This window comes from Hyalangium minutum (assembly GCF_000737315.1).
GTDB classification, from domain to species: domain Bacteria; phylum Myxococcota; class Myxococcia; order Myxococcales; family Myxococcaceae; genus Hyalangium; species Hyalangium minutum.
Genome location: NZ_JMCB01000019.1, coordinates 130,920 through 152,389 on the forward strand (window position 1 = coordinate 130,920; position 21,470 = coordinate 152,389).

Annotated in this window: 20 protein-coding genes; 5 read left to right on the forward strand and 15 right to left on the reverse strand. The window is 68.5% G+C overall.

What is annotated here, in order from left to right; translation table 11 throughout:
* Positions 1-22 precede the first annotated feature (22 nt).
* The 3 genes from DB31_RS36045 to DB31_RS36055 form a co-directional block, all read right to left on the reverse strand.
* Entirely contained in the window at positions 23-526 is a 504-nt protein-coding gene (locus DB31_RS36045; RefSeq protein WP_044196638.1) for a Sec-independent protein translocase subunit TatA/TatB, read from the reverse strand.
* A 130-nt stretch (positions 527-656) separates the two neighbouring features.
* Complete coding sequence (locus DB31_RS36050; protein ID WP_044196641.1) at positions 657-1,934, reverse strand: MFS transporter; 1,278 nt, start codon at positions 1,932-1,934, stop codon at positions 657-659.
* A 67-nt stretch (positions 1,935-2,001) separates the two neighbouring features.
* Positions 2,002-3,969 carry a methyl-accepting chemotaxis protein gene (locus tag DB31_RS36055; protein WP_420806738.1) on the reverse strand — a complete coding sequence of 656 codons (1,968 nt, stop codon included), beginning with the start codon at positions 3,967-3,969 and terminating at the stop codon, positions 2,002-2,004.
* A gap of 196 nt (positions 3,970-4,165) precedes the next feature.
* Between DB31_RS36055 and DB31_RS36060 the strand changes: the two genes are divergently transcribed.
* On the forward strand, positions 4,166-5,194 hold the full coding sequence (locus tag DB31_RS36060) for a histone deacetylase family protein (protein ID WP_044196645.1): 1,029 nt from the start codon (positions 4,166-4,168) through the stop codon (positions 5,192-5,194).
* 15 nt (positions 5,195-5,209) lie between these two features.
* On the opposite strand, the gene DB31_RS36065 is transcribed toward DB31_RS36060, so the two are convergent.
* The gene (locus DB31_RS36065; protein WP_044196647.1) at positions 5,210-5,608 is read right to left on the reverse strand and encodes a response regulator; all 399 of its coding nucleotides are present in this window, start codon (positions 5,606-5,608) and stop codon (positions 5,210-5,212) included.
* Positions 5,609-5,796: 188 nt separating this feature from the next.
* Between DB31_RS36065 and DB31_RS36070 the strand changes: the two genes are divergently transcribed.
* Positions 5,797-7,674: a sensor histidine kinase gene (locus DB31_RS36070; RefSeq protein WP_083969114.1), complete on the forward strand. Its 1,878-nt coding sequence runs from the start codon at positions 5,797-5,799 to the stop codon at positions 7,672-7,674.
* Positions 7,675-7,738: 64 nt separating this feature from the next.
* Entirely contained in the window at positions 7,739-8,500 is a 762-nt protein-coding gene (locus DB31_RS36075; protein WP_044196649.1) for an SDR family NAD(P)-dependent oxidoreductase, read from the forward strand.
* A gap of 4 nt (positions 8,501-8,504) precedes the next feature.
* Here the strand turns inward: DB31_RS36075 and DB31_RS36080 are convergent, their stop codons facing one another.
* Both DB31_RS36080 and DB31_RS36085 read right to left on the reverse strand, forming a co-directional pair.
* The gene (locus DB31_RS36080; RefSeq protein ID WP_044196651.1) at positions 8,505-11,186 is read right to left on the reverse strand and encodes a penicillin-binding protein 1A; all 2,682 of its coding nucleotides are present in this window, start codon (positions 11,184-11,186) and stop codon (positions 8,505-8,507) included.
* Positions 11,183-12,148, reverse strand: coding sequence for an RluA family pseudouridine synthase (locus DB31_RS36085; RefSeq protein WP_044196653.1), 966 nt, complete (start codon positions 12,146-12,148; stop codon positions 11,183-11,185). Before DB31_RS36085 ends, DB31_RS36080 begins: the two co-directional genes overlap by 4 nt.
* Positions 12,149-12,192: 44 nt before the next feature.
* Between DB31_RS36085 and DB31_RS36090 the strand changes: the two genes are divergently transcribed.
* On the forward strand, positions 12,193-13,653 hold the full coding sequence (locus DB31_RS36090; RefSeq protein WP_044196655.1) for a pentapeptide repeat-containing protein: 1,461 nt from the start codon (positions 12,193-12,195) through the stop codon (positions 13,651-13,653).
* Positions 13,654-13,662: 9 nt separating this feature from the next.
* Here DB31_RS36090 and DB31_RS36095 read toward each other — a convergent pair whose 3' ends face one another.
* Entirely contained in the window at positions 13,663-14,559 is an 897-nt protein-coding gene (locus tag DB31_RS36095; RefSeq protein WP_044196657.1) for a LysR family transcriptional regulator, read from the reverse strand.
* Between the two features lie 108 nt (positions 14,560-14,667).
* On the opposite strand from DB31_RS36095, the gene DB31_RS36100 reads away from it, so the two are divergent.
* A complete protein-coding gene (locus tag DB31_RS36100) occupies positions 14,668-15,720 on the forward strand; it encodes an NAD(P)-dependent alcohol dehydrogenase (RefSeq protein ID WP_044196658.1) in 1,053 nt (350 codons plus the stop codon).
* Between the two features lie 28 nt (positions 15,721-15,748).
* Here DB31_RS36100 and DB31_RS36105 read toward each other — a convergent pair whose 3' ends face one another.
* From DB31_RS36105 to DB31_RS49310, 8 genes are all read right to left on the reverse strand, one after another.
* Positions 15,749-16,648 carry a polysaccharide deacetylase family protein gene (locus DB31_RS36105; RefSeq protein WP_052420524.1) on the reverse strand — a complete coding sequence of 300 codons (900 nt, stop codon included), beginning with the start codon at positions 16,646-16,648 and terminating at the stop codon, positions 15,749-15,751.
* Positions 16,649-16,737: 89 nt separating this feature from the next.
* Complete coding sequence (locus DB31_RS36110) at positions 16,738-17,340, reverse strand: MOSC domain-containing protein (protein ID WP_044196660.1); 603 nt, start codon at positions 17,338-17,340, stop codon at positions 16,738-16,740.
* Positions 17,341-17,348: 8 nt separating this feature from the next.
* A complete protein-coding gene (locus tag DB31_RS36115) occupies positions 17,349-18,326 on the reverse strand; it encodes an MBL fold metallo-hydrolase (protein WP_044196661.1) in 978 nt (325 codons plus the stop codon).
* A gap of 105 nt (positions 18,327-18,431) precedes the next feature.
* Positions 18,432-19,337, reverse strand: coding sequence for a DMT family transporter (locus DB31_RS36120; RefSeq protein ID WP_044196664.1), 906 nt, complete (start codon positions 19,335-19,337; stop codon positions 18,432-18,434).
* On the reverse strand, positions 19,337-19,519 hold the full coding sequence (locus DB31_RS36125; protein ID WP_044196666.1) for a hypothetical protein: 183 nt from the start codon (positions 19,517-19,519) through the stop codon (positions 19,337-19,339). Before DB31_RS36125 ends, DB31_RS36120 begins: the two co-directional genes overlap by 1 nt.
* 76 nt (positions 19,520-19,595) lie before the next feature.
* A complete protein-coding gene (locus DB31_RS36130; protein WP_205628629.1) occupies positions 19,596-20,561 on the reverse strand; it encodes a GNAT family N-acetyltransferase in 966 nt (321 codons plus the stop codon).
* Positions 20,551-21,306: a P-loop NTPase family protein gene (locus DB31_RS36135; protein WP_044196668.1), complete on the reverse strand. Its 756-nt coding sequence runs from the start codon at positions 21,304-21,306 to the stop codon at positions 20,551-20,553. Before DB31_RS36135 ends, DB31_RS36130 begins: the two co-directional genes overlap by 11 nt.
* 11 nt (positions 21,307-21,317) lie before the next feature.
* Positions 21,318-21,461, reverse strand: coding sequence for a hypothetical protein (locus DB31_RS49310; protein ID WP_157232340.1), 144 nt, complete (start codon positions 21,459-21,461; stop codon positions 21,318-21,320).
* Positions 21,462-21,470: the final 9 nt, after the last annotated feature.

A 21,470-nucleotide genomic window follows, 5' to 3' on the forward strand; every position in this document is an offset into this window, starting at 1 on the left:
TTCGGAAAGGCCAAGGCTCGCTCTACTTCGACGCGTTACGGGCCACCGTGCCCGGGATGGGATCAAAGCGCGGCAGGGGCTCTTCCTCGGCCGCCGTGGGAGCCTCGCCGGCCCCAGCCGCCGGTGCCTCTCCCTCCGCGGCGGGAGGCACTGCGCCCAGTGCCGCAGCCTGAGCTGCCACGGCGGGCGCCACCGGCACGGACTCGGGGTGGGCGGCCGTCATGGCATCGAGTGGCGCATGGAGGCCCGGAGGCAGGGGCAGCGCGGGGGGCTCGGGGTGGGCGGCGTGCTCCGGCGTGCCGTGAGGGGCCACAGGGGCGGGAGGCGGAGCCGGCTCGCGCTGGACCTCCTCATCCATCGCGTAGAACTCGCGCACCACGACGCCGCGCACCTCGTCCGTCTGGCGGCGGAACTCCCGCAGGAACTTGCCGATGCCGCGCGCCAGCTCGGGCAGCCGCTGAGGCCCGAGGATGAGCAGCGCAGCAATCAGGATGAAGACCATCTCTCCTGCGCCGATGTTGAACATGACGGATGGGCTCCGGGGAAGACTGGCCTGGGGTTATCGCGCCATGCCGCGCCCAGCGCAACGGGGAGCCGCATGGCAGCGTCCATCCAGCACAGTCCCTGGCTGGCCGGACGCTGGACGGTGGGGCAACCTAATGGTGGTCGGAGGGAGGGTGAGCCAGGGCAACGGCTGGGGCAACTTGCCCCATCTGGAGCGCGCCCCCCTGGTCCCGGGCACGGATGCGCTGTTCGACGACTCGCATCATGAAGGGGATCATCACCGTCATCAGGATGGACAGCGTGGCGACCTGCTCGATGCCCCCCAGCTTGCCATCCGGCAAGGTGACGAGGACGACCGAGGAAAGGTAGGCCGCCAGCGCCGAGGCCATGTGCCCCACGGCGGACTGCAGCGACATGAACCGGGCGCGCACGGCATTGGAGGGCACGCGCGAGGTGAGCGTGTTGTAGGCCACATTGCGCAGGCCGTTGGCCATCATGAAGCCCATGAAGAGCACGGAGACGGGCAGCCAGGCCGGGTAGTGGATGAAGCCGATGTAGGTGGTGAACACCCCGAGCACCGCGGCCACGACGCCCACCCGGAAGGCCCCGAGCTTGTCCACCCGGGGGCCTGCCAGCCGCAGGGTGATGAAGCTGACGATGCCGCCGAAGAAGTAGATGTGGCCGACGGAGTCCCGCGGGTAGCCAAGGTTCTGCTGCACGTAGCCGGAGATGTTGGGGATGAGGACGAAGCCGCTCATCATCACCAGGGCGGACATGAGGTAGGACAGCTGCACATCGCGGTTCTGCAGCAGCTCCATGGCGTCCACCGGGTGGTCCTGGCGCCGCCCCTCCTCCAGGTGTCGTCGCATGGGAGGCAGGAAGAAGATGGCTCCGAGCACGACCAGCAGCCCAAACCCGGCCACGGTGAGGAAGGGCGTCCGCCAGCTGCCGAGCTCCGCCACCTTGAGCGCCAGGGGGATGCCCACCACGGAGGCGATGGAGAAGGCCCCCATCACCGCCCCCATCGCCCGGCCGCGCCGCTCCACAGGGATGAGCTCGGCGACGATGGACATGGCGAGCGAGGTGGCTGGCCCACCGAACAAGCCCGCGAGCACCCGCGCCATCATCAACGTGGTGAAGCCGGTGGCGAGGCCGCCCGCGGCGGTGGCCACCACCAGCCCGAGCATGGAGACAGCCAACGCCTTGCGCCGGTCGAAGCGGTCCAGAAAGGCGCCTCCCACCACACCCGCCACACTGGCGGCACCGGTGTAGCTCGCGGAGAGGTAGCCGATGTGCGAGATGTCGATCCCCAGCCCCTTCGCGAAGTCAGGGCCCAGCGGCATCACCATCACGAAGTCGAGGATGTTGACGAACTGGACCGCTCCGATCAGGAAGATGACGGCGCGCTCGGAGACAGGTCGGGACGACATGGGCCTCAAGAACTAGCACCCCTGGAGCGAAAGTGCACCCGGGGTACGGCTGGCTGCTCGGGTAGGCTCACACGCGGAAGCGGCGCACCTCTCCCCGCAACACCTCGGCCTGCTTCTGGAGGTGGTCGATGGCCTCCTCCAGCTGCCGCACACTGCGTGTCTGGTGCTCGGAGACGCTCTTGATGGTCTCCACCGCCTTGAGCACCTGCTCGCTGCCCTTGGTCTGCTCCTTCTGGGCGCGGTTGAGGTGGGTGACCATCTCGTTGATGCTCTCGATGGAGCGGGTGATCTGCTTGCTGCCCTGCGTCTGCTCCTGGCTGCTGCGCTGCACGTGCGCGGTGATGGCCTTCATCTTCTCCGCGCTCTTGATGATCTGATCGCTGCCCTTGGCCTGCTCGTTCGAGGCCTTGGAGATCATCGACACCGTGTCGGAGATGCGCTGGATGGCCCCCGTCACCTGGCGGCTGTTGCGGGCCTGCTCCACCGTGGCGCGCGCAATGGCCTTCACCATCTGCGTGGCCTTCTGGGCGCTGTCGTTGATCTTCCACAGCGCACCCTCGGCGTCGCGGCCCAGCTGCACGCCCTCCTCCACGTTCTTCACGCCCTGGTTCATCACCGCCACCGCGTTGCGGCTCTCCTCCTGGATGCTCCGGATGAGGTCCGCGATCTCCTTGGTGGAGGCGCCCGTGCGCTCGGCCAGGTCCTTGATTTCCTCGGCCACCACCGCGAAGCCCTTGCCGTGCTCGCCCGCCTGGGCGGCGATGATGGCGGCGTTGAGCGCCAGCAGGTTGGTCTGCTCGGCCACGTCGTCGATGACGTTGAGGATGTTGCCGATGTCGGAGATGCGCTTGCCCAGGCTCTCGATGACGCCGGCGGCCGTGCGGCTCGTCTCCTTGATGCGGTCGATGCCGCTGAGCGTCTTCTGCAGCGACTCCACGCCGGACTGAGCGTCCTCGGACACCTGCTCCGAGAGGCGGGCCGTCTCGTTGGCGTTGGTCTCCACCTGCCCGATGGAGGCGTCCATCTTCTTGATGGAGAGCGACGTCTCCTCGGTGGAGGAGGACAGCGCGGCGATGTTGGTGGCCACCTCGCGGATGGAGAAGGACATCTCCTCGATGGCGCTGGTGGTCTCCTCCACGCTGGCGGCCATGGACTGGACGTTCTCGGCCACCTCGTCATTGGTGGCGGCCATCTGGACGATGGAGGAGCTGCTCTGCTCGGCGCTCTGGTAGAGCACCTCGACGTTGTCGGCGATGCCCCGGAGGCTCGCCAGCATCTCCACCATGGAGGAGGAGGTCTCCTCCACCCGGGCCTGCACGGTGCCCGCGCCCGAGGACACGGTGGTGCCGGTACGGGAGATCTGCTCGATGACGCCCGCGAGGCTCTCGGACACGCCTCGCACGCGCCCGAGCGTCTCCCGCCAGCTCTGGCCAATGCGATTGAGGGCCTCGGCGAGCTTGCCCAGCTCGTCCTGGCTGGCGGCCACATCCGCGCGGCCCGTGAGGTCCGACTCGGCCAGCCGCCGGGCCATGGACATCATCGCGTCGAGCGGCTGGAGGATGCGCAGCCGGGTGACGAAGATGAAGACGATGAGGAAGATCAGCACGCCCACGGCGAAGAGCTTGAGCATGCTCCAGCGCAGCGCGGAGACGGCCTCGGAGATGCCCGAGTATTTCACGCCCACGAGGACCCAGCCGTTGCCACCCTTGAGGGGGGCCACGAGGATCCGGTCGCCGTTCTCGCGGATGACGGGAGAGGACAACTCGCCCCGGCCAAGCTGGTCCACCAGGGAGCCGAGATCCTTCGGGAGGTCTCTGACGCTGTCGACGACCTGGCCACTCCTGTCGACGATGGCGCCGAAGGCGAAGTCTTCGTCCCAGCTGATGAGGGCGAGGGCATCCGGAGTGGAGACGCCTCTGTTGGCGATCTCCTGGGCCTTCTCACGCGCATGCGTGGTGAGCTGGGTGTCGAGGTAGTCCCTCACCGAGTCCGCCACAACGATGGCGAACACCAGGAAGAGCGCGGCTTGAGCCACGGTGAAGACTCCGAAAAGGAGCCCGCGAAGACCGACTTTCTGGAGGATCCGAGCCAAGGCGCTGATATCAAAGGAGGGAATGAGACAAAGGGCAAGGAACGGAACAGGCCTCGGAGCCCCTGGCGGGAAGAAATCGGCCCCGGAGTAGATTCGGGCCTACGGGAGGAGTAGGTCCCCCCCGTCCGGAGCCCGCCGCATGACGTCCCCTACCCTGCTGCTGACCGATCCGCTGTTCCTCAAGCACAAGCCGGGCCCAGTCCACCCGGAGAGCCCCGCCCGGCTCCAGAGCATCCTGTCGGTGCTGGCGCGCGCTCCGGTGGAGGGCACCCAGGTGGGCCAGCCCCGGTCGGCCACGGAGGCGGAGCTCTCGTGGGTGCATACACCGGAATTGCGCAAGTACCTGTCAGGACTGGCCGGGGAAGAGGCCGTCATCGACCCAGACACCCGCACCTCCGAGGACAGCTACGACGCGGCGGTCCTGGCCGCGGGCGCGGCGGTGCAGGCGGTGGACGAGGTGCTGGCGGGCCGGGCGCGCAATGCCTTCGCGCTGGTCAGGCCCCCGGGGCACCACGCCGAGCCCGGCCGCTCCATGGGCTTCTGCCTCTTCAACAACGTGGCCATCGCGGCGGAGGCGGCGCGACGGCGCGGGCTGGAGCGCGTGCTGGTGCTGGACTGGGACGTGCACCACGGCAACGGCACCCAAGCCGCCTTCTGGGAGCGGCGGGACGTGCTCTACCAGTCCGTGCACCAATACCCGTATTACCCAGGCACGGGCGCGCCGCACGAGGTGGGCGCGGGCGAAGGGAAGGGCTTCACCGTCAACTGTGGCATCCCCGGCGCCGCCACGGACAAGGACTACCAGGCCGTCTTCGAGGAGCTCTTCCTGCCCATCGCCGAGGCGTTCCGGCCGCAGCTGGTGCTCGTGTCCGCGGGCTTCGATGCGCACCGGGCGGACCCCATCGGAGGAATGCTCGTCACGGAGCGGGGCTTTGCGGCGATGTGCTCGGCGATGAAGTCCCTGGCGGAGAGCGTGTGCGACGGCAGGCTGGTGCTTCTCCTGGAGGGCGGCTATTCGCTGGAGGGACTTTCCCAGTCCGTACATGCCTGCGTAGAGGTGCTCGCGGGCCGGCGGGACAGCTTCCCCACTGGGGAGACGACCTCGGACGCGATGAGGGCGCTGGCCCAGAGCCGCGAGGCGCTCAAGCCCTACTGGCCGAACCTCTGACGCCGGGCCCCGGGCCTACCAGGAGGCCACCCCGGGCTGCCGTTCCTGGGGCATGAAGCGGGCCACGGTGGACAGGAGCGCATCAAGGTCCAGTGGCTTCGGGAGGTAACCATTGACCCCGAGCCGGGAGACCTCGGCGGCGCTGAGGCCCTGTCCGGAGACGATGATGACGGGGATGTCAGCGAACTCCTCCTGGGAGCGCTGCCACGCGCGGAAGGCCCACCCGCTCACGTCGGGCATCATCAAGTCCAACAGGATGAGGTCCGGACGCAGGCCCTGCCTCAGCGCCTCCCGGGCCTCGCGCCCGCTGGCGGCGGTGACGACGTGGTAGCCCTCCATCTCAAGGGCGTCCTGGAGCGAAAACAAAATGTCGTGGTCGTCATCGACGACGAGCAGGCTCCTCAGTGGCTCCATGGCCCTCTCCTCCCTGCTATTCAGGGTGAGGACGATGACCCGGCCCTGCCACCAAGCCCCCTCTGCCCCGTGCCCGCAGGGAGACCAGGCAAGGTCACTCGCACGATCGCCCGAGCGTACATACCTAAAAGTACACGAAGGTTTTCCCACCGCTCGGCGCAATGACTCCAGGCACTTCCACCCATGGCATGAACAACTCCAGCGATGGGCATGACCGAGGTGTACGTCACGAAGCTCCCGGTCCTCGCGGGCCCGATACGTGGGAGCAGACAACCCCGGAAAACTCCCTGCACCTGCTCTCCGAGGCCGGCCGCCTGCTCTCCCAGCGGACGAGAGGGCTGCGCCGCATGCTCCGGGACGTGGCCCGCCTCACCACGGTGCATGGCCTGGCCACCTTCTGCCTGGTGGACCTCGTCACGCCCGAGGGGCAGCCGCAGCGGGTGGCGGCGGTGCACACGGATCCCGACCAGGAGGTCCGGCTCCGGGCCCTCGCCTGTCACCCGCGCTCGGACACGGCGTGCAGCCCGTGGCTGGAGGTGATCCACACGGGTGTGCCGCAGCGCTTCGTGGACTTCCCGGTGGAGATCCGCCGGCAGATGGGTGTGCTCCCGGAGCCCCTCGTGGCCCTGGAGGAGTTCGCGCCGCGCTCGGTGCTGATGGTTCCGCTGAAGGGGCGCCGGCGCGTGCTGGGCCTGCTGCTGCTGGGCCGGTGCGGGCCCGAGCCCGCCTATGGCCCGATGGACCTGGAGGTGGCCGAGGAGCTCGCGCGCACGGTGGTGGCGGCGATGGAGACCCGCAGACTGGCGCGCCGGGCGCGGCGGGCTGAGCGCCGGGCCCGGTTCATCGCCCGGGCGAGCCAGGCGCTGGCGGCCTCGCTCGACTTCCGCGTGACGCTGGACCGGGTGGCGCAGCTGGCGGTGCCGGTGGTGGCGGACCTGTGCACGGTGGACATGCTCGAGGAGGATGGGACGATCCGCCGGCTCGCGGTGGCGCACCGGGCGCCGGAGAAGGCGGCTGTGGCCTGGGAGTTGGAGCACCACTGGCCCTCCCGGCTGGATGATGCGTACGGACCAGGCCGGGTCATCCGCGAGGGCCAGCCGGAGCTGCGCGGCGATGTGCCGGACTCGAAGCTGCCCCGGGCGGCGCGGGACGGAGAGCACCTGCGCGCCCTGCGCTCACTGGGGCTGGAGTCGTACCTCACCACTCCGCTGCAGGCGCGCGGGCGGACGCTGGGAGCCATCACCTTCGCGTATGCCGGCTCCCACCGCCGCTACCGGCAGGCCGACCTGCGGCTGGCCATGGAGCTGGCGTCGCGCGCGGCCCTGGCGGTGGACAACGCCCTGCTCTACCGCGCCTCGCGAGAGGCGGTGCGACTGCGGGATGAGTTCCTCTCGGTGGCATCGCACGAGCTGAAGACGCCGCTCACGCCGCTGAACCTCCGGCTGCAGACGCTCCGGCGCGAGCTGGAGCGGAAGGGAGCACCGCTGGACCCGCTCCGTATTAAGGAGCACGTCGCGGTGCTACAGCGCCAGTGCAAGCGGCTGTCGACGCTGGCGGAGGGCCTGCTGGATGTGTCCCGCCTGGAGGCGGGCCGGCTGGTGCTGGACCTGGATTACGTGGACCTGTCGGCGCTCATGCGCGAGGTAGTGAGCCGGTTCGCAGCGCAGGCGGAGCGGACGAGCACGCTGCTGGAGGTGACCGCGCCGGAGCCCGTGGTGGGGCGCTGGGACCGCATCCGGCTGGAGCAGGTGGTGAGCAGCCTGCTGAGCAACGCGCTCAAGTACGGTGCGGGCCGCCCCATCCACATCAGCGTGGAGCAGGTGACCACCGGAGCACGGCTCACGGTGCGGGACGAGGGCATCGGCATCTCTCCGGAGCACCTGCCGCGCATCTTCGACCGCTTCGAGCGGGCGGTATCGGCGGAGCACTTCGGCGGGCTGGGGCTGGGGCTGTACCTGACGCGGCACCTGGTGGAGGCCTTTGGGGGGACCATCCGAGCCTTGAGCGAGCCGGGCAAGGGCTCCACTTTCGAGGTGAACCTACCACTGGCCTCACCGGCGGCTTGACGCAGGCCAGCACGTGGCCCAGCGTGCGCGGCCGTCGAGCGGCGCTCACGCAGGAGGGGCACGGATGGCTGAGACAAGATACGGAACGGCCCTCATCACCGGGGCCTCGAGCGGGCTGGGGTACGGACTGGCGCTGTGGTTCGCCAAGCGCGGCACGCGGGTGTTTGCCGCAGCGAGGCGGCTGCAGAACCTCCAGGCGCTCGCGGAGGAGGCCCGGGCGGCGGGCGGCACCGTGGAGCCGGTGGAGATGGACGTCTCTCGCACGGACGAGACGATGGCGCACCTCCAGAAGATCGACGCGGACTGCGGCGGGCTGGACCTGGTGGTGGCCAACGCGGGCGTGGGGCTGGACACCAACGGCAAGCGCTTCAAGTGGGAGCGCGCCAAGCAGGTGCTGGAGGTGAACGTGATGGGGGCGGCGGCCACGCTGAGCGCGGTGCTGCCACAGATGGTGGAGCGCAAGCGCGGACACCTCGTGGGCGTCTCCAGCCTCGCGGGGTTCCGGGGGCTGCCGAAGAACGCGGCCTACTCGGGCTCGAAGGCATTCCTGAGCACGTTCATGGAGAGCCTGCGGGTGGACCTGCGGGGCACGGGGGTGCGCGTCACCTGCATCTACCCGGGCTTCGTGAAGACGGACATGACGGCGCCCAACAAGCACCCCATGCCGTTCATGCTCGAGGCCGCCGAGGCCGCCGAGCTCATGGGCAAGGCCATCGTGCGCGGCCAGACGGTGTTCTCGTTCCCGTGGCAGACGCGGGCGGCGATGGGGGTGGCTCAAGCCCTCCCCAACGCCGTGTTCGATCCGCTGATGCGCAAGCTGCGCTGACGGGCTACTGCTGGCCCATCAGGAACTGCCGCTCGTCGATCTGGCCCTTCTGAGGGGTGACCTCCTTCGGCTCGGTCCCCTTCTTGAAGTACATGATCTTCATGCCCTTGGAGCTGTCCGAGGCGATCTTCCCCGTCTTCGAGTCGATCGGCAGCTTCACCAGATCCATGCTCTGCCACGGGTAGAACTCCGGCTGCGGCCGGTCCGCGATGGCCTTCTTCATGTACTCCAGCCAGATGGGCAGCGCGGCGCGGCCACCCGTCTCGAAGCGGTTGAGCGGGTGCGGGTTCAAGTCGTAGCCCACCCACGCCACCGTGACGAGATCCCTCGTGAAGCCGGAGAACCACGTGTCGAACGAGTCGTTCGTGGTGCCCGTCTTGCCCGCGGTGGGGCGGCCCAGGCGCTGAGCCGGACCGCCCGTGCCCTCGAGCACCACGCCGCGCATGAGGTGGGTGATGATGAAGCCGGTCTCCGGGCTCATGACCTGCTCGCCGGGCTCGAAGAGGCGCGCGTAGCCGGAGGCAACGCGATCCTGGAGCGGGGCCCACGGATCATCGAATGCGGTGTGGTCCTCGAGCGTGCGGCCGAAGCGATCCTCGATCTTGCGGACGAAGTACGTGGGCTTCTTGCGGCCGTAGCGGTTGAAGGTGGCGTACACCTGGGCCAGTTCCACCGGGTAGACGCACGAGGAGCCGAGCGCGGCGGAGAAGTCCATGTTCATCGGCGTGGACAGGCCCAGCGTCTTGGCCCACTCGGACATGTTCTTGGTGCCGATGGCGCCGAACGTCTTCACGGCGGGGATGTTCATGGAGTTGATGAGCGCGTTGCGCAGCAGCACGTCTCCGACGAACTCCTCGGTGTAGTTCTCCGGCTTCCAGGACACCTTGTTGTCCGGGTCGTGCTCGACGATGGGCGAGTCCACGATGATGGTGGCCTCGGTCCACTTCAGCTTCTCGATGGCGGCCGAGTACACCAGCGGCTTGTACGAGCTGCCAGGCTGGCGGCACGCCTGAAACGCGCGGTTGAACTCGTTGTCGTCGAAGTCGTACCCGCCCACCATGGCGGTGAGGTACTGCCGGTGCGGGTCGATGGAGACGAGCGCGCTCTGGGGCTCGGGCAGCTGCTCCAGCCGGAAGAGGTAGGGGCCCTTGCGGGAGGGCTTGGCCGCCTCGGCGGTCTTCGCGTCGGCCTCCTCCGGGGCGATCTCCTCCTCACCCTCCTTGGGAGGCTCGGCGGGCTTCTCCTCGTCGTCGGGGATCAGCGCGGCCATGCTCTTGTCGTACTGCTCCTTATCGTCCCACAGGCCCTTCTTCTTCACGTGCCGGACGACGATCAGGTCTCCCTCGTTCACGGCCTTCTTCACCGAAGAGATCATCCCGCCCACGGAGTAATAGGACTCGGGGTTGACCTTGCGGGCCCAGCGCATGCCGAGCAGCGGCAGCCGGCCGGCGTACGGGCCCACCTGGATGTCGGCGCCCTTGCCGTCCGCGTCGATCTTCGTGACGACGGCGACATAGAGCCGGTTGAGGATGAGCTCCTCCTTGGCCATGACCTTCTTGGAGCGGTCAATGAAGGCCTTGCGCTCGTCCTCGGACAGGGGCTTCTCGGTGAGAGGCCCGCGCCAGCCCTGGCGCTTGTCCAGCGTGAGCAGGCCGCGGAGCACCGCCTCCTGCGCGGCGCGCTGCCGCTCGCTGTCCATGGTGGTGAAGACCTTCAGGCCCTGCTCCAGCAGCGCGGGGTTGCCGTAGCGCTCGACGATGTCGCGGCGGGCCTGCTCGACGAAGTACGGGGCGAACTCGTGGAACACGTCCTCCACGGGGTAGACGTTCACGGGCTCGGCCGTGGCCTCGTCATGCTCCTTCTGGGTGATCATCCCCTCCACGAGCATGCGGCGCAGCACGTACTCGCGGCGCTTCTTCGCGGCCTCCGGGCGCAGGAACGGCGAGTAGCGGCTGGGCGCCTGGGGCAGTCCGGCGATGAGCGTCATCTCGCCCAGCGTCAGGTCCTTCACGTCCTTGCGGTAGTAGTTCTCCGCCGCGCTCTGCACGCCGTAGCTGTGGTGCCCGAGGAAGACGTTGTTCAGGTAGAGGTAGAGGATCTCCTCCTTCGTCAGCGCCGCCTCCAGGCGCATGGCGAGGATGGCCTCGCGAATCTTGCGCTTGGGCGTCTTGGCGGTGGCCTCCTTGTAGCCCTCGGCGGCGATGAGGACCGCCTTGGCCGTCTGCTGCGTCAGGGTCGAGCCACCCTGCACGCCGCCGCCGCGCAAGCCCAGCTTGGTGAGCACCGTCTTCGTGACGGCGCGCGTCGTGCCCAGCACGTCCACGCCGAAGTGGTCGAAGAAGCTCGAGTCCTCGCTGGCGATGAAGGCCTGCACCAGGCGCTTGGGGATGCGCTCATAGGGCACCACCTTGCGCCGCTGGTTGTAGAACTCGCCGGCCAGCACCGCGTCGTCCGTGTAGACCTCGGTGACGATAGGGGGCCAGTACTCGTCCACCTTGGGGATGGCCGGCAGGCCCTGCGAGAAGATGTAGTACACCGCCAGCACGCCTACGGCTCCGGCGGTAGCGCCCGTGAGGGTCAGCCATCCCAGGAGCTTGAGGGGAAAGAGCCACCAGCGAGGCTTCTTGCCTTCGGTGAGGACAAGCTTCGAGCGGCGGCGGTCGATGTTCGGAGTCGGAGTGCTCATGACGGTTCCAGCGCAGCTCTTCTGAGTATGTCCTTCAGCTCTGGAGGCAACTGCGCCTCCACCGTCACCTTCCCACCGTGTTGGGGGTGCGGAAATTCGATGCGCTCGGCGTGCAGGAACAAACGTTTCAAGCCCCACCGGGCCCGCACATCCCGGTTGAAGGCAAAGTCACCATACTTCTTGTCTCCCGCAACGGGGTGCCCCACTGCGGCCAGGTGCCTTCTTATCTGATGCGTGCGCCCTGTCTCGATGGAGCAGGAGAGCAGCGCCACCTCGCTCGACTGCCGGATGACCTTCCATCGGGTGAGGGCCTCCTGCATGTTCACCCCTCGACGGGCCTTGGACTCGGCCGTCTGCTGGTGCTCCGACAACGGCAAGTCGATGACACCCGAGTCCTTCGGCATCTTCCCCTTCACCAGGGTGATGTAGCGCTTCCGCGATTTACCCTCAGTGAAAACTTCCGTGAAATGCACCATCGCCGGGCGGCGCTTGGCCACGAGGATGACGCCGGAGGTCTCCCGGTCGAGCCGATGTGCGGGGGAGGCGGTGAAGTCGTTGCGGACGGCCTTGGGCCCCAGGTAGGCACGCACATAGTCCACCAGGGTACCCCCCGTAATTCCGGAGCCGGTGTGGACGGCCATGCCGCTGGGCTTGTCGACGGCCATCATCCAGTCGTCCTCCAGGAGGATGACGAGCTCGGAGGGGTCCACGAGGGGTGGCGGGGGTGGGGTGCGGGGCCCGGACTTGGCGGGACCTGTTAGCTGCTGCTCATCTCCGCGGATGGCGATGACGTCCCCGGGGGCGAGCAGCTGCTCGGGCTGGGCCCGCTTGCCGTTCACGCGGACCTTCTTGACCCGGATCATCTTGAAGAGATGGCTGGTGGGGACGTTGGGCAAGCGCTTGCGCAGGTACTTGTCCAGGCGCATGCCGTTACTGTCCTCTTCGATTCGGTACTCGATCATTTGTTCTTTGCACGGGACCAGACCACACGAATAATGGCTGGTCCATGCCGAAGGCTCCCAGTATCGAGAAGCTGCTTCAAAGTGGCTCGGCCGAGTGGAACAAGCTCCGCAAGGCCGGCCAGGTGCCCACCGACCATACAGGCGCCACGTTCACCCAACTCTTCTCCGCGAACGCGGACCTCTCAGGGCTCGAGCTCGTGGGCTCGGAGTGGGAGCGGTGCGACCTGTCGAAGATGAACTTCCGGGACGCGGACCTGTCGAACGCGTACTTCCACGGCGGACGGTTGCAGGACTGTGACTTCCGCGGTGCGAACCTCGAGGGGGCGACCTTCGAGAAGCTGAAGTTGCTGCGCTGCGACTTCACGGGAGCCACGGGACTGGACGACGTCGAGATGGAGGACGTCGACATGGACCGGGTGGTGGGACTGGATGGCGAGGAGGCCCCTCCCCCGCCGCCTCCCCCAGCCCAGGGGATTACGGCGTTCACGCGTGAGCAGCGCGAGAAGGCGCTGGGCGCGGCGGCCGCGGCCGTGGTGGGCCCGCTGCAGGAGGAGCTGCCTCCGTTCAAGCCGCAGGATCCGCCGGGCGCGCTGTTCTTCCGGGCGCTGAAGCGCCAGGCGGCTCCGCCGGTCTGGGTGCTGGACGTGCCGGGCTTGAGGCCGCTGGTGCCGCAGCGGCTGCCCCCGGGCTCGTCGCTGGAGGCCATGTACCGCGAGGCGGTGAAGTCCCGGCTGGAGAACAAGAAGCCGGGGGCGGACCCGAACGCGGTGGAGCGGGCGCAGAAGGCGCTGCGGATGGGCGGGAAGGACGCGGCGGTGGCGGCCATGTACCTGCGCGAGGTCGGCGTGCTGCCGCTGTTCCGGTTCTCGGCGGCGAAGGTGCTGAAGGACGCACTGCGGGCCGAGGTGGACGTAGATGACCTGACGGGCGCGATTGATCCGCGGGTGACGGGCGCGCTGCTGGAGCTGCGGCTGACGCACGAGGTGGTGGAGCACCTGCAGGAGGCACGCAAGCGGCTGGCGGCGACGCAGTTGTACACGGCGCTGCTGGAGGCGGGCTTCAACCCGGAGAACAACTGGGAGGAGGCGCTGGAGTCGGCCGAGCCGGCGATGGAGCTGGCGCAGGCGGCGACGGCGGAGAACCGCAACGCGCTGTTCGAGGGCTTCCAGGTGTTCGCGGCACTCCCGGAGGAGGCGCGGCTGCGACGGCTGGCGTACCTGGCGGAGACGGTGTCGAACCTGGAGCTGGTGAGCCGGCTGCCAGAGGGCATGGAGCCGCAGTGGCTGACGGGCCCCGAGACGCGCGAGTGCCACGAGCGGGAGATGACGTACGTCCAGGCGCTGAAGGCGGCGGACATCCCGGTGAAGGTGGCGGCGCTGGCGAAGACGGAGCTCGGCGTGCCCGAGGGCGAAGTGCCCGAGGACAGCGACGACGACCTCTTCATCCACCTGCGCTGTGACGTGTGCGGCAAGGAGAAGCTGATCGTCCAGTCCCAGGTGGACTGAGCGAGGCGTCTACTCCGCGAGGACTTCCCGGGCCGTGTCCAAGAAGGCCCGGAACGCCGGGGAGACCTGGGTGCGGCTGGGGAAGAAGAGGAACAGCCCTGGCACGTGCGCCGCGTAGGGCTCGAGCACCAGCCGCAGGGTGCCGAGCTTCAGCTGGGCCGCCACCGAGGGCTCGAAGGCGTACAGGAGCCCCAGGCCCTCCTGAGCCATGGTGATCATCAGCCGCTCGTTGTTGCACGTGAACGGTCCACGGACCGGGACGCGCCACGTCTTCTTTCCCTGCTCGAGCTCCCACGCGTAGGACGCCCCCGTGCCAAAGCGGTAGCAGATGCAGTCATGCGTGAGGAGATCCTTGGGCCGCTTGGGGACGCCCCGCCTCTCCAGATAGGACGGTGCGCCGACGACGATGAACCGGCTGGCCTCCGTCAGCCGGACGTGCACCATGTCGCGCTCCAGAAACTCCTCCAGCCGGATGCCGGCATCGAAGCCCTCGGCGACGATGTCGATCCGCTGGTTGTCGACCTGAATCTCGAGCTCGACCTCGGGGTAGCGCTCGGCGAACCGGGGCACCAGGGGCGTGATGACGGGCAGCACGGAGATGTCGGGCACGGTCAGGCGGACCCTCCCTGTCACGGTGCCCCGCTGAGAGGACGTGTTCTTCATGGCCTCGAGGGCCTGGTTGACGGCCGGACTGGCTTGCTCGAACAAGCGGCGGCCCGCTTCGGTGAGCGCCACACTCCGGGTGGTCCGTGAGAGCAGGGTTACCCCCAGCCGGGACTCCAGCTGCCGGACGGACTGGCTCAGGGCAGAAGAAGAGATGCCCAGTTCCTTCGCGGCGGCGGCGAAGCTGCGGCGCCGAGCGACCTCCAGGAACTGGTTCAGGGCATTGAGGGGCGTGAAGGCCATTCTGAAGATTTCCTAAAGAGCACGTCCACATTCTGCCTGTTTCGCGAAACGAATCTCCAGAGCAGATTTGGGACCCATCCATCCTCACGAACTCAAACGGAGTCACCGATGCTGAAGACCCCCGCCTATGCCACCGCTGCTCCCAACAAGCCGCTGGCGCCCACCACCATCGATCGGCGCGAGCCCGGCCCGCGTGACGTGCTCATCGACATCCTCTTTAGCGGCGTGTGCCACTCCGACATCCACCAGGCCCGCGACGAGTGGGGCGGCGCCCTGTTCCCCATGGTGCCCGGGCACGAGATCATCGGCCGGGTGAAGCAGGTGGGCCCGCAGGTCAGCAAGTTCAAGACCGGGGACCTCGTGGGCGTCGGGTGCATGGTGGACTCCTGCCGCGACTGCGGCACGTGCCACAAGGACCTCGAGCAGTTCTGCGAGAGGGGCATGGCCGCCACGTACAACGGGACGGAGATGGACCGGAAGACGCCGACCTACGGCGGCTACTCGACGCAGATCACCGTGGCCGAGCACTTCGTGCTGAAGGTGCCGGAGAACCTGGACCCCGCGGGTGCGGCGCCGCTGCTGTGCGCGGGCATCACGACCTACTCTCCGCTGCGGCAGTGGAACTGCAAGAAGGGCGACCGCGTCGGCGTGGTGGGGCTGGGCGGACTGGGCCATATGGCGGTCAAGCTCGCGGTGTCGATGGGCGCCGAGGTGACGATGCTCAGCACGTCTCCCTCCAAGGAGGCGGATGCGCGCAAGCTGGGTGCGCAGGGGTTCGCGCTCACCAAGGACGAGGCCACGTTCAAGAGGTTGGCCAACCACTTCGATCTCATCATCAACACCATCTCGGCGCCCCACGACTACAACAAGTACATGGGGATGGTGCGTCCGCAGGGCGCGATGGTGATTGTGGGCGTCCCGCCGGAGCCTACGCCCGTGTCCGCGTTCTCGCTGATTGGGGGGAACAAGCGGCTGGCCGGCTCGATGATCGGGGGCATCCGCGAGACGCAGGAGATGCTCGACTACTGCGGCAAGCACCAGATCGTCTCGGACGTCGAGATCATCCCCATGCAGAAGATCAACGAGGCCTATGAGCGCATGATCAAGAACGACGTGCGCTACCGCTTCGTCATCGACATCGCGTCGCTCAAGCAGGCGTAGGCAACACCGGCGCGGCCGCCCCCGTGGCTCAGCTCACCGCGGGAGGCGGCGCTGCCGCGTACTTCTGGCGCAGCAGCTCATCCGTCGTCACCACGGCAATCCCGAGGCGCTTCAGGCGGGTGAGCACGTCCCCCAACACCCGAACCGTCTGCGGGTGGATGTCGTGGAAGAGGATCGCCCCACCCGTGGTCTGCACGCCGCCCGGCACCGCGAAGACGTTCGCCAGGATGCGCGGGTCATCGTTGCGGTAGCGCCAGTCCCACGAGTCCGCGTTCCACAGCACCGCCATGTTCCCGCGTGCGTGGATGACCTCCTTCACCACGTTGTCCATCGAGCCATACGGTGGGCGCATCTGCACCATCGGATGGGAGCGGCCCAGCGCGGCATCCACCGCCGCCTGTGCCGCATTGAGCTGCCGCTCGATCTCCTCCCGGCTCACCTTCACGTAGTCCGGATGGTCATCGCTGTGGTTCCCCAGGGTGTGCCCCTCCGCGACGATGCGGCGGATCAGCTCGGGATACTCGCGCGCCTTCTTGCCGAGCACGAAGAACGTGGCCTTCGCTCCGTAGCGCTTGAGGATGTCCAGCACCTTCGGCGTGTTCACCGGGTGCGGCCCGTCATCGAACGTGAGCGCGGCCTTCCCCTGGAAGCGCTCGGGCCAGAAGATCCCCTTCACCGCAGGCGGCTGCACGGGCTTCTCCGCGCGATTCGCTGGAGGCAACTCGATCGTCATGCCCACTGGCAGCCGGTTGGGGTCCGGAAGGATGTCCTTGTTCAGCTCCGCGATCTCCGTCCAGCGCTTGGGATCTCCCAGCTTCGCCTTGGCTACCGACCCGAGCGTGTCCTTGGCGTGGATGGTGTACGTGGCATTGCGTCCGGGAGAGGCGGGCGTCGTCGCGGCAGGCGTTCTGGAACCAGTGGCAGGCATGGCGTTCCTCCCGAGCAGGGTCTCCCCATCGTAACGCTCGGGACCGCCAGCCGCCGCCAGGCCCCAGGCACTCCCTGCTCCCCAAGGGATCACGTCGACTGGCCGACACTCCCGGGCTCAGTGGGCAGGGAATACGCCACCGTGGGAGGCAGCATCACCTTCACCTTGTCCCCCGGGCGGATCACCCCCGGCCGCTCCACCCACCCCACCAGCCCGCGCCGGTGGTGTGCCGCCTTCACGAACCGGCTCGCCAGCCCTGCCTGCTCCGGGTGGTGGGCCTCCAGCGCCCGGCCCGCCTTCCGGCACGGCTCGTTCTCCCCCTCCACCACCAACGCCACGTCCTCGGGAAAGAAGAGCCGCGTTCCCGGCGGCAGCTGCGTCAGCCCCGGCACTCCGGCCAGCTCCAGGTTCGCGCCCAGCCACGCCGCCAGCACCTGGGGCAGCCCGAGCGCCTCGGCCATCAGCGCCAGTTCCTCCGTAGACACCAGGGACACCTGCCGCGTGTTGCGCACCAGCGTCCCCTTGGGGAACCACGGCGTGCGCACGTCCGCCTTCCGCGTCAGCCCCGAGTGCCGATCTCCCACGAAGCCCTCGAAGCCCACCTTCACCTCGGGCATGTCCCGCGTGACATGGTTCTTCGGCTCGGCCCCAATGAGGACGCGCACCGTACGGGCTGTCAGCTGCATCGCCATGGCCCTCCTTAGAAGAGCGCGAGTTGCTGCGGCTTGCTCCCGAGCGCCCGGGCGTCGATGCCCTGCTCCCGGAGGAGCTGCGCCAGCTCTTCCTTGAAGCCGTGGTGGGTGATGACCTCGCGAGCCCCTGTGTCCTTCACGTACTTCACCAGCGAGGGGCAGTCCGCGTGGTCCGACACCGGGAACGCCACCTGCGCCCCGTAGCGGTACGCCGCACCCGGGTCCAGCGCCCAGCCCGTCAGCACCGCCGTCGCCCGAGGCCACAGCCCCGACAGCCCGCCTCCGCGCGCCAGGTGCGGCGGGAAGAAGAGCACCTCGCCCGGCTCGACCTTGCCGTCGAAGCGCCGCAGCCGCTCGATGGTGACTCCCAGCTCCGTGTAGAGCTGTGCCATCTCGAAGATGGACGCGTGCGCCACCAGCGAGAGGCCCTTGCCCGCGAGGTACTTCATCGCCTCCTGGCTCTTGCCCAGCGGGTAGCCGAGCAGCACCGGCACCGTGCCCCGCTCCAGCTGCTGGCGCACCCACGCCTCCACCTTCGCCAGCACCTCGTCCTTCGGAGGGAACCGATAGCGCGGATGGCCGAACGTGGCCTCGATGACGAGCGTGTCGCACTCGGCCACCTGCACGGGCTCGGCCGTGAGCGAGGGCACCACGTTCAGGTCCCCCGTGTAGACGATGCGCTTGCCGTCCGAGCGGATGACCCGGATCTGCGCGCTGCCCAGGATGTGCCCCGCGGGCAGCAGCTCCAGCGTCAGGGAGCCCAGCTCGAAGATCTGGTTGAACGGCACCGCCAGCGGCGCGCCCACAGGCCCCAGCCGGTGCGTCATGAAGCGCAGCGTGGCCGCCGTGGAGATGGTGGCCTCGTGCCGAGCGATGTGGTCCGTGTGGCCGTGGCTGACGAAGGACAGCGGACTCTTGCGTGTCGCGTCCAGCGACAGCGGGGTCCCTGTCAGGTGCAGTCCGTTTCGCCTCAGCTCGACGCTCATGCGGAAGCTTTCCCTATAGCGCGCCCCGAGCCCCCTGTGTCCTTCATCTTCGCTTTCGCCCGCCCGTCGCCTCAGCACCCGGGCAGCCACCCTCCCCTGCCCTTCTCATTCCTGGGGAGCCTCCCTCGCGCGCCACCGCTCCCACAAGGCCGAGCCCAGCTCCGCCACCAGCACACCCAGGACAATGAGGGCCCCGCCGACCCACTCGCGAGCCCCGAGCTTCTCGTACCCCAGCGCCACCGAGAAGGCCCCCGCGAACAGGGGCTCCAACGAGTAGATGATCGCCGCGCGCACCGCGGACGTCCGAGCCTGCGCCCACGTCTGGACGCTGAGCGCCCCTGCACTGGCGAACACGCCGCAGAAGGCTACTGCCCCCAAGAAGGATGGGGTCCACTCCACCCGGGAACCCGCGAAGGGCAGGCACAGCGCGGACAGCAGCGCCACCACCCAGAGCTGTACGGCCACCAGCGCCTGCACGCCCTCCTTGGGCGCGTACCGCTCCGTGAAGCCGATGTGAAACGCGTATGCCACCGCGCACGCCAGCGTGAGCAGGTCTCCCCGCGAGAGCCCTGCCTGCCCCACGGCCGCGCCCGTGAGCAAGTAGAGCCCCACTGCCGACAGCACCACGCCCGCCAACGAGGACACCCGGGGCACCCGGCGGAACAGCGCCAGCATGACCACCGGCACCAGCAGCACGTACAGCCCGGTGAAGAACGCCGAGCGCGCGGGCGTGGTGTCCGTCAGCCCCACCGTCTGCAGCGCGAAGCCCCCGAACAGAAAGAGGCCTAGCACCGTGCCGCGGCGCAGGGTGGCCGGAACGAACAGCCGCCGTCCCGCCACCCCACTGAGCACAAAGGCCCCCACGCCGAACCGCAGCGTGAGGAAGACGAACGGATCACCGTAGCTCAGCGCATCCTTCACCACCACGAAGGTGGTGCCCCACAACACCGTGAGGAGTACCAGCGCGCCATCCGCCCGGAGACGGGCCTGGTGCTCCTCCGTGGCCTGCATCACGGAACGAAGAAGAACGTGACGCCAAGGATGGCGCAGAAGAAGTGCGAGGCGACCGCCAGCGGGAAGAAGACCGCCAGCATGATCAAGAAGCTGCGATCTGCGTTCAGCCAGATCTTGTCGGCATCGCCTGCGGGGCCAGGCGTGGGAGCCGCAGGGGCTGCAGGAGTCGGGGAACTCAAGGGAGGACCTCGAGGAGATCAGCAGGACGGACGCTTTTGGCGCACCTTCCCCCTCCGTGCAATCCCCCTCCTGCAACTAACTGACGGAGCGCTCCAGGACCACCAGGGGCTTACCTCCCCCCGAGGCTCGCCACTCCGCGTTGACCCGCCGAGTGAGCTCCGCCGAGGAATCTTGGAAGCCGGCCCGTTTGAAGGTCCGCTGCGAGGCGAAGTTGTCCTCGTCGATGTCCGCGAAGATGCGCTCAGCGCCTTGCCTCCGGGCCTCCTCCAGCAGCACCTGAAGCATCCGGTACGCCACCCCCATCCTCCGAGCCCGAGGTGCCACCACCAGCGAACGCACCCAGAGCCCCTCCAGCGCCAGTCCCTCCTCGCGGTAGTCGTCCAGGTAAGCAAAGCCGCATAGCCGTCCCTGTGCGTCGAATGCCCCCGCCGCCGCCCCCCGCGAGCCGTCCGCCCGGCCCCATCGGCCCAAAAGTTGCTGCCTCAAGAAACCCGAAGGCACCAGCAGCCGCTCTCCCGCGAAGACGAGCAATGCGTCGAGATCCTCTTCCCGTAGCAGCCGGACCTCGAGCCGTCCCAGCAAGCGCTGCCGCAGTGGCCGTGACCAACCCGCCACGGTGAAGTCCCGGAGGCGGCGGAACCATGTCCGCGCCCGAGGCCGAGCCCACAGCCCAGCGAGCACCCGCTGTCCCAGGAAAAACGTGGGACGGATGAGCCGGGGCAGCGGGAGAAGCAAGCCTCCCCGCCGCAGCGCCGTGACACGCCCGAGTGGCTCGCCCACGGGATCCTTGCCGCCCAGCAGCGGCGCCGTCAGGAAGGGCGAGGCCGAGATCACCACGTGCGCCAGGAGCTTGCGCCCCACCCGGACGAGCGCGACATCGCCCCGGGCCAGCTCCGCCGGCGCACAGCGCAGCACCCGGACAGAGTCCCCGCTGCGCAGGAGCGGATACAGGCTGCGGCCAGCGCCCCGCACCCACAGCTCTTGGCCAGGGGGCGTCGCTTCGATGAGATCCAGGAGATCGGCGGGGCGCCTACGGCTCATCCAGCCACCTCTTCACGAAAGCCGCCGCGGCCTCGTCCTTGCGGAAAACGAACCGCCTCAGACGAACACCCTCGGTGATGCGGGCCAGGCGCTGGAGAATGTCTCCAGACGAAGCCTCCCCAGGGAGCGGCCGGAACACCTGTCCCATCAGCGCCGCGATGGCCTCCTGGGCGGAGACCTCCTCCATCCGTTCCTCAGGGCCCTTGGCCAGCAACAGCACCGCGGCCAGTCGCGCACGAGCCAGCGACGAGGGCAGATCCAGCTCCGAGCAGAACGGGCTGCCCTCCACTCGCCCGCCCGGATAGAGGGCCACCACCTCGTCCGAGAGCACGTCGGCCTGAGCGGCCCGGGCGCACAGCCTCGTGAAGGTGGACTTGCCGGCCCCGCTCGGGCCCACGGCCACCACGCCGCTCCCCTGGAAGGCCACGGCCGCCGCGTGCAGCAGCAGGCCGCCCTGCCGGAGCGTCGCGAGCTGCATCCCCACGCGCAGCGCCAGCTCTGTGTCGAGTTCGGCTTGGGGCAGCTCCACGCGCACCCGCTCCCCCTCTACCCGGAAGCGGGGCCCGGAGGGATGGCGCGGATCCAGCGGTGTCCCCTGCCCCTCGGCGAGCGCCCCCCCCTGCAGCACCAGGCGAAGCGGCTCCTCGGCCGTGGCACGAAAGGGCTCCAACGTGCACCGTGCACCCGCCTGGGTCAGGAGGACTTCATCCACGCCCACGCTCCAGTCCCCGAAACGCAGCCGCATGGGCCCCCCGCCTACAAGCAGTTCGGGGGGTTCTCGGGATCCACGAAGCAGCTCGGCTGGAAGAGATCAGGCACGAGAAGCCGCTCCGAGCGCACCTGAGGTGGCACGTAAGGCTTCTTCTTCTTGCCGGCCGGAGCCGCCTGCGCCGTGGTCATGGGTACTCT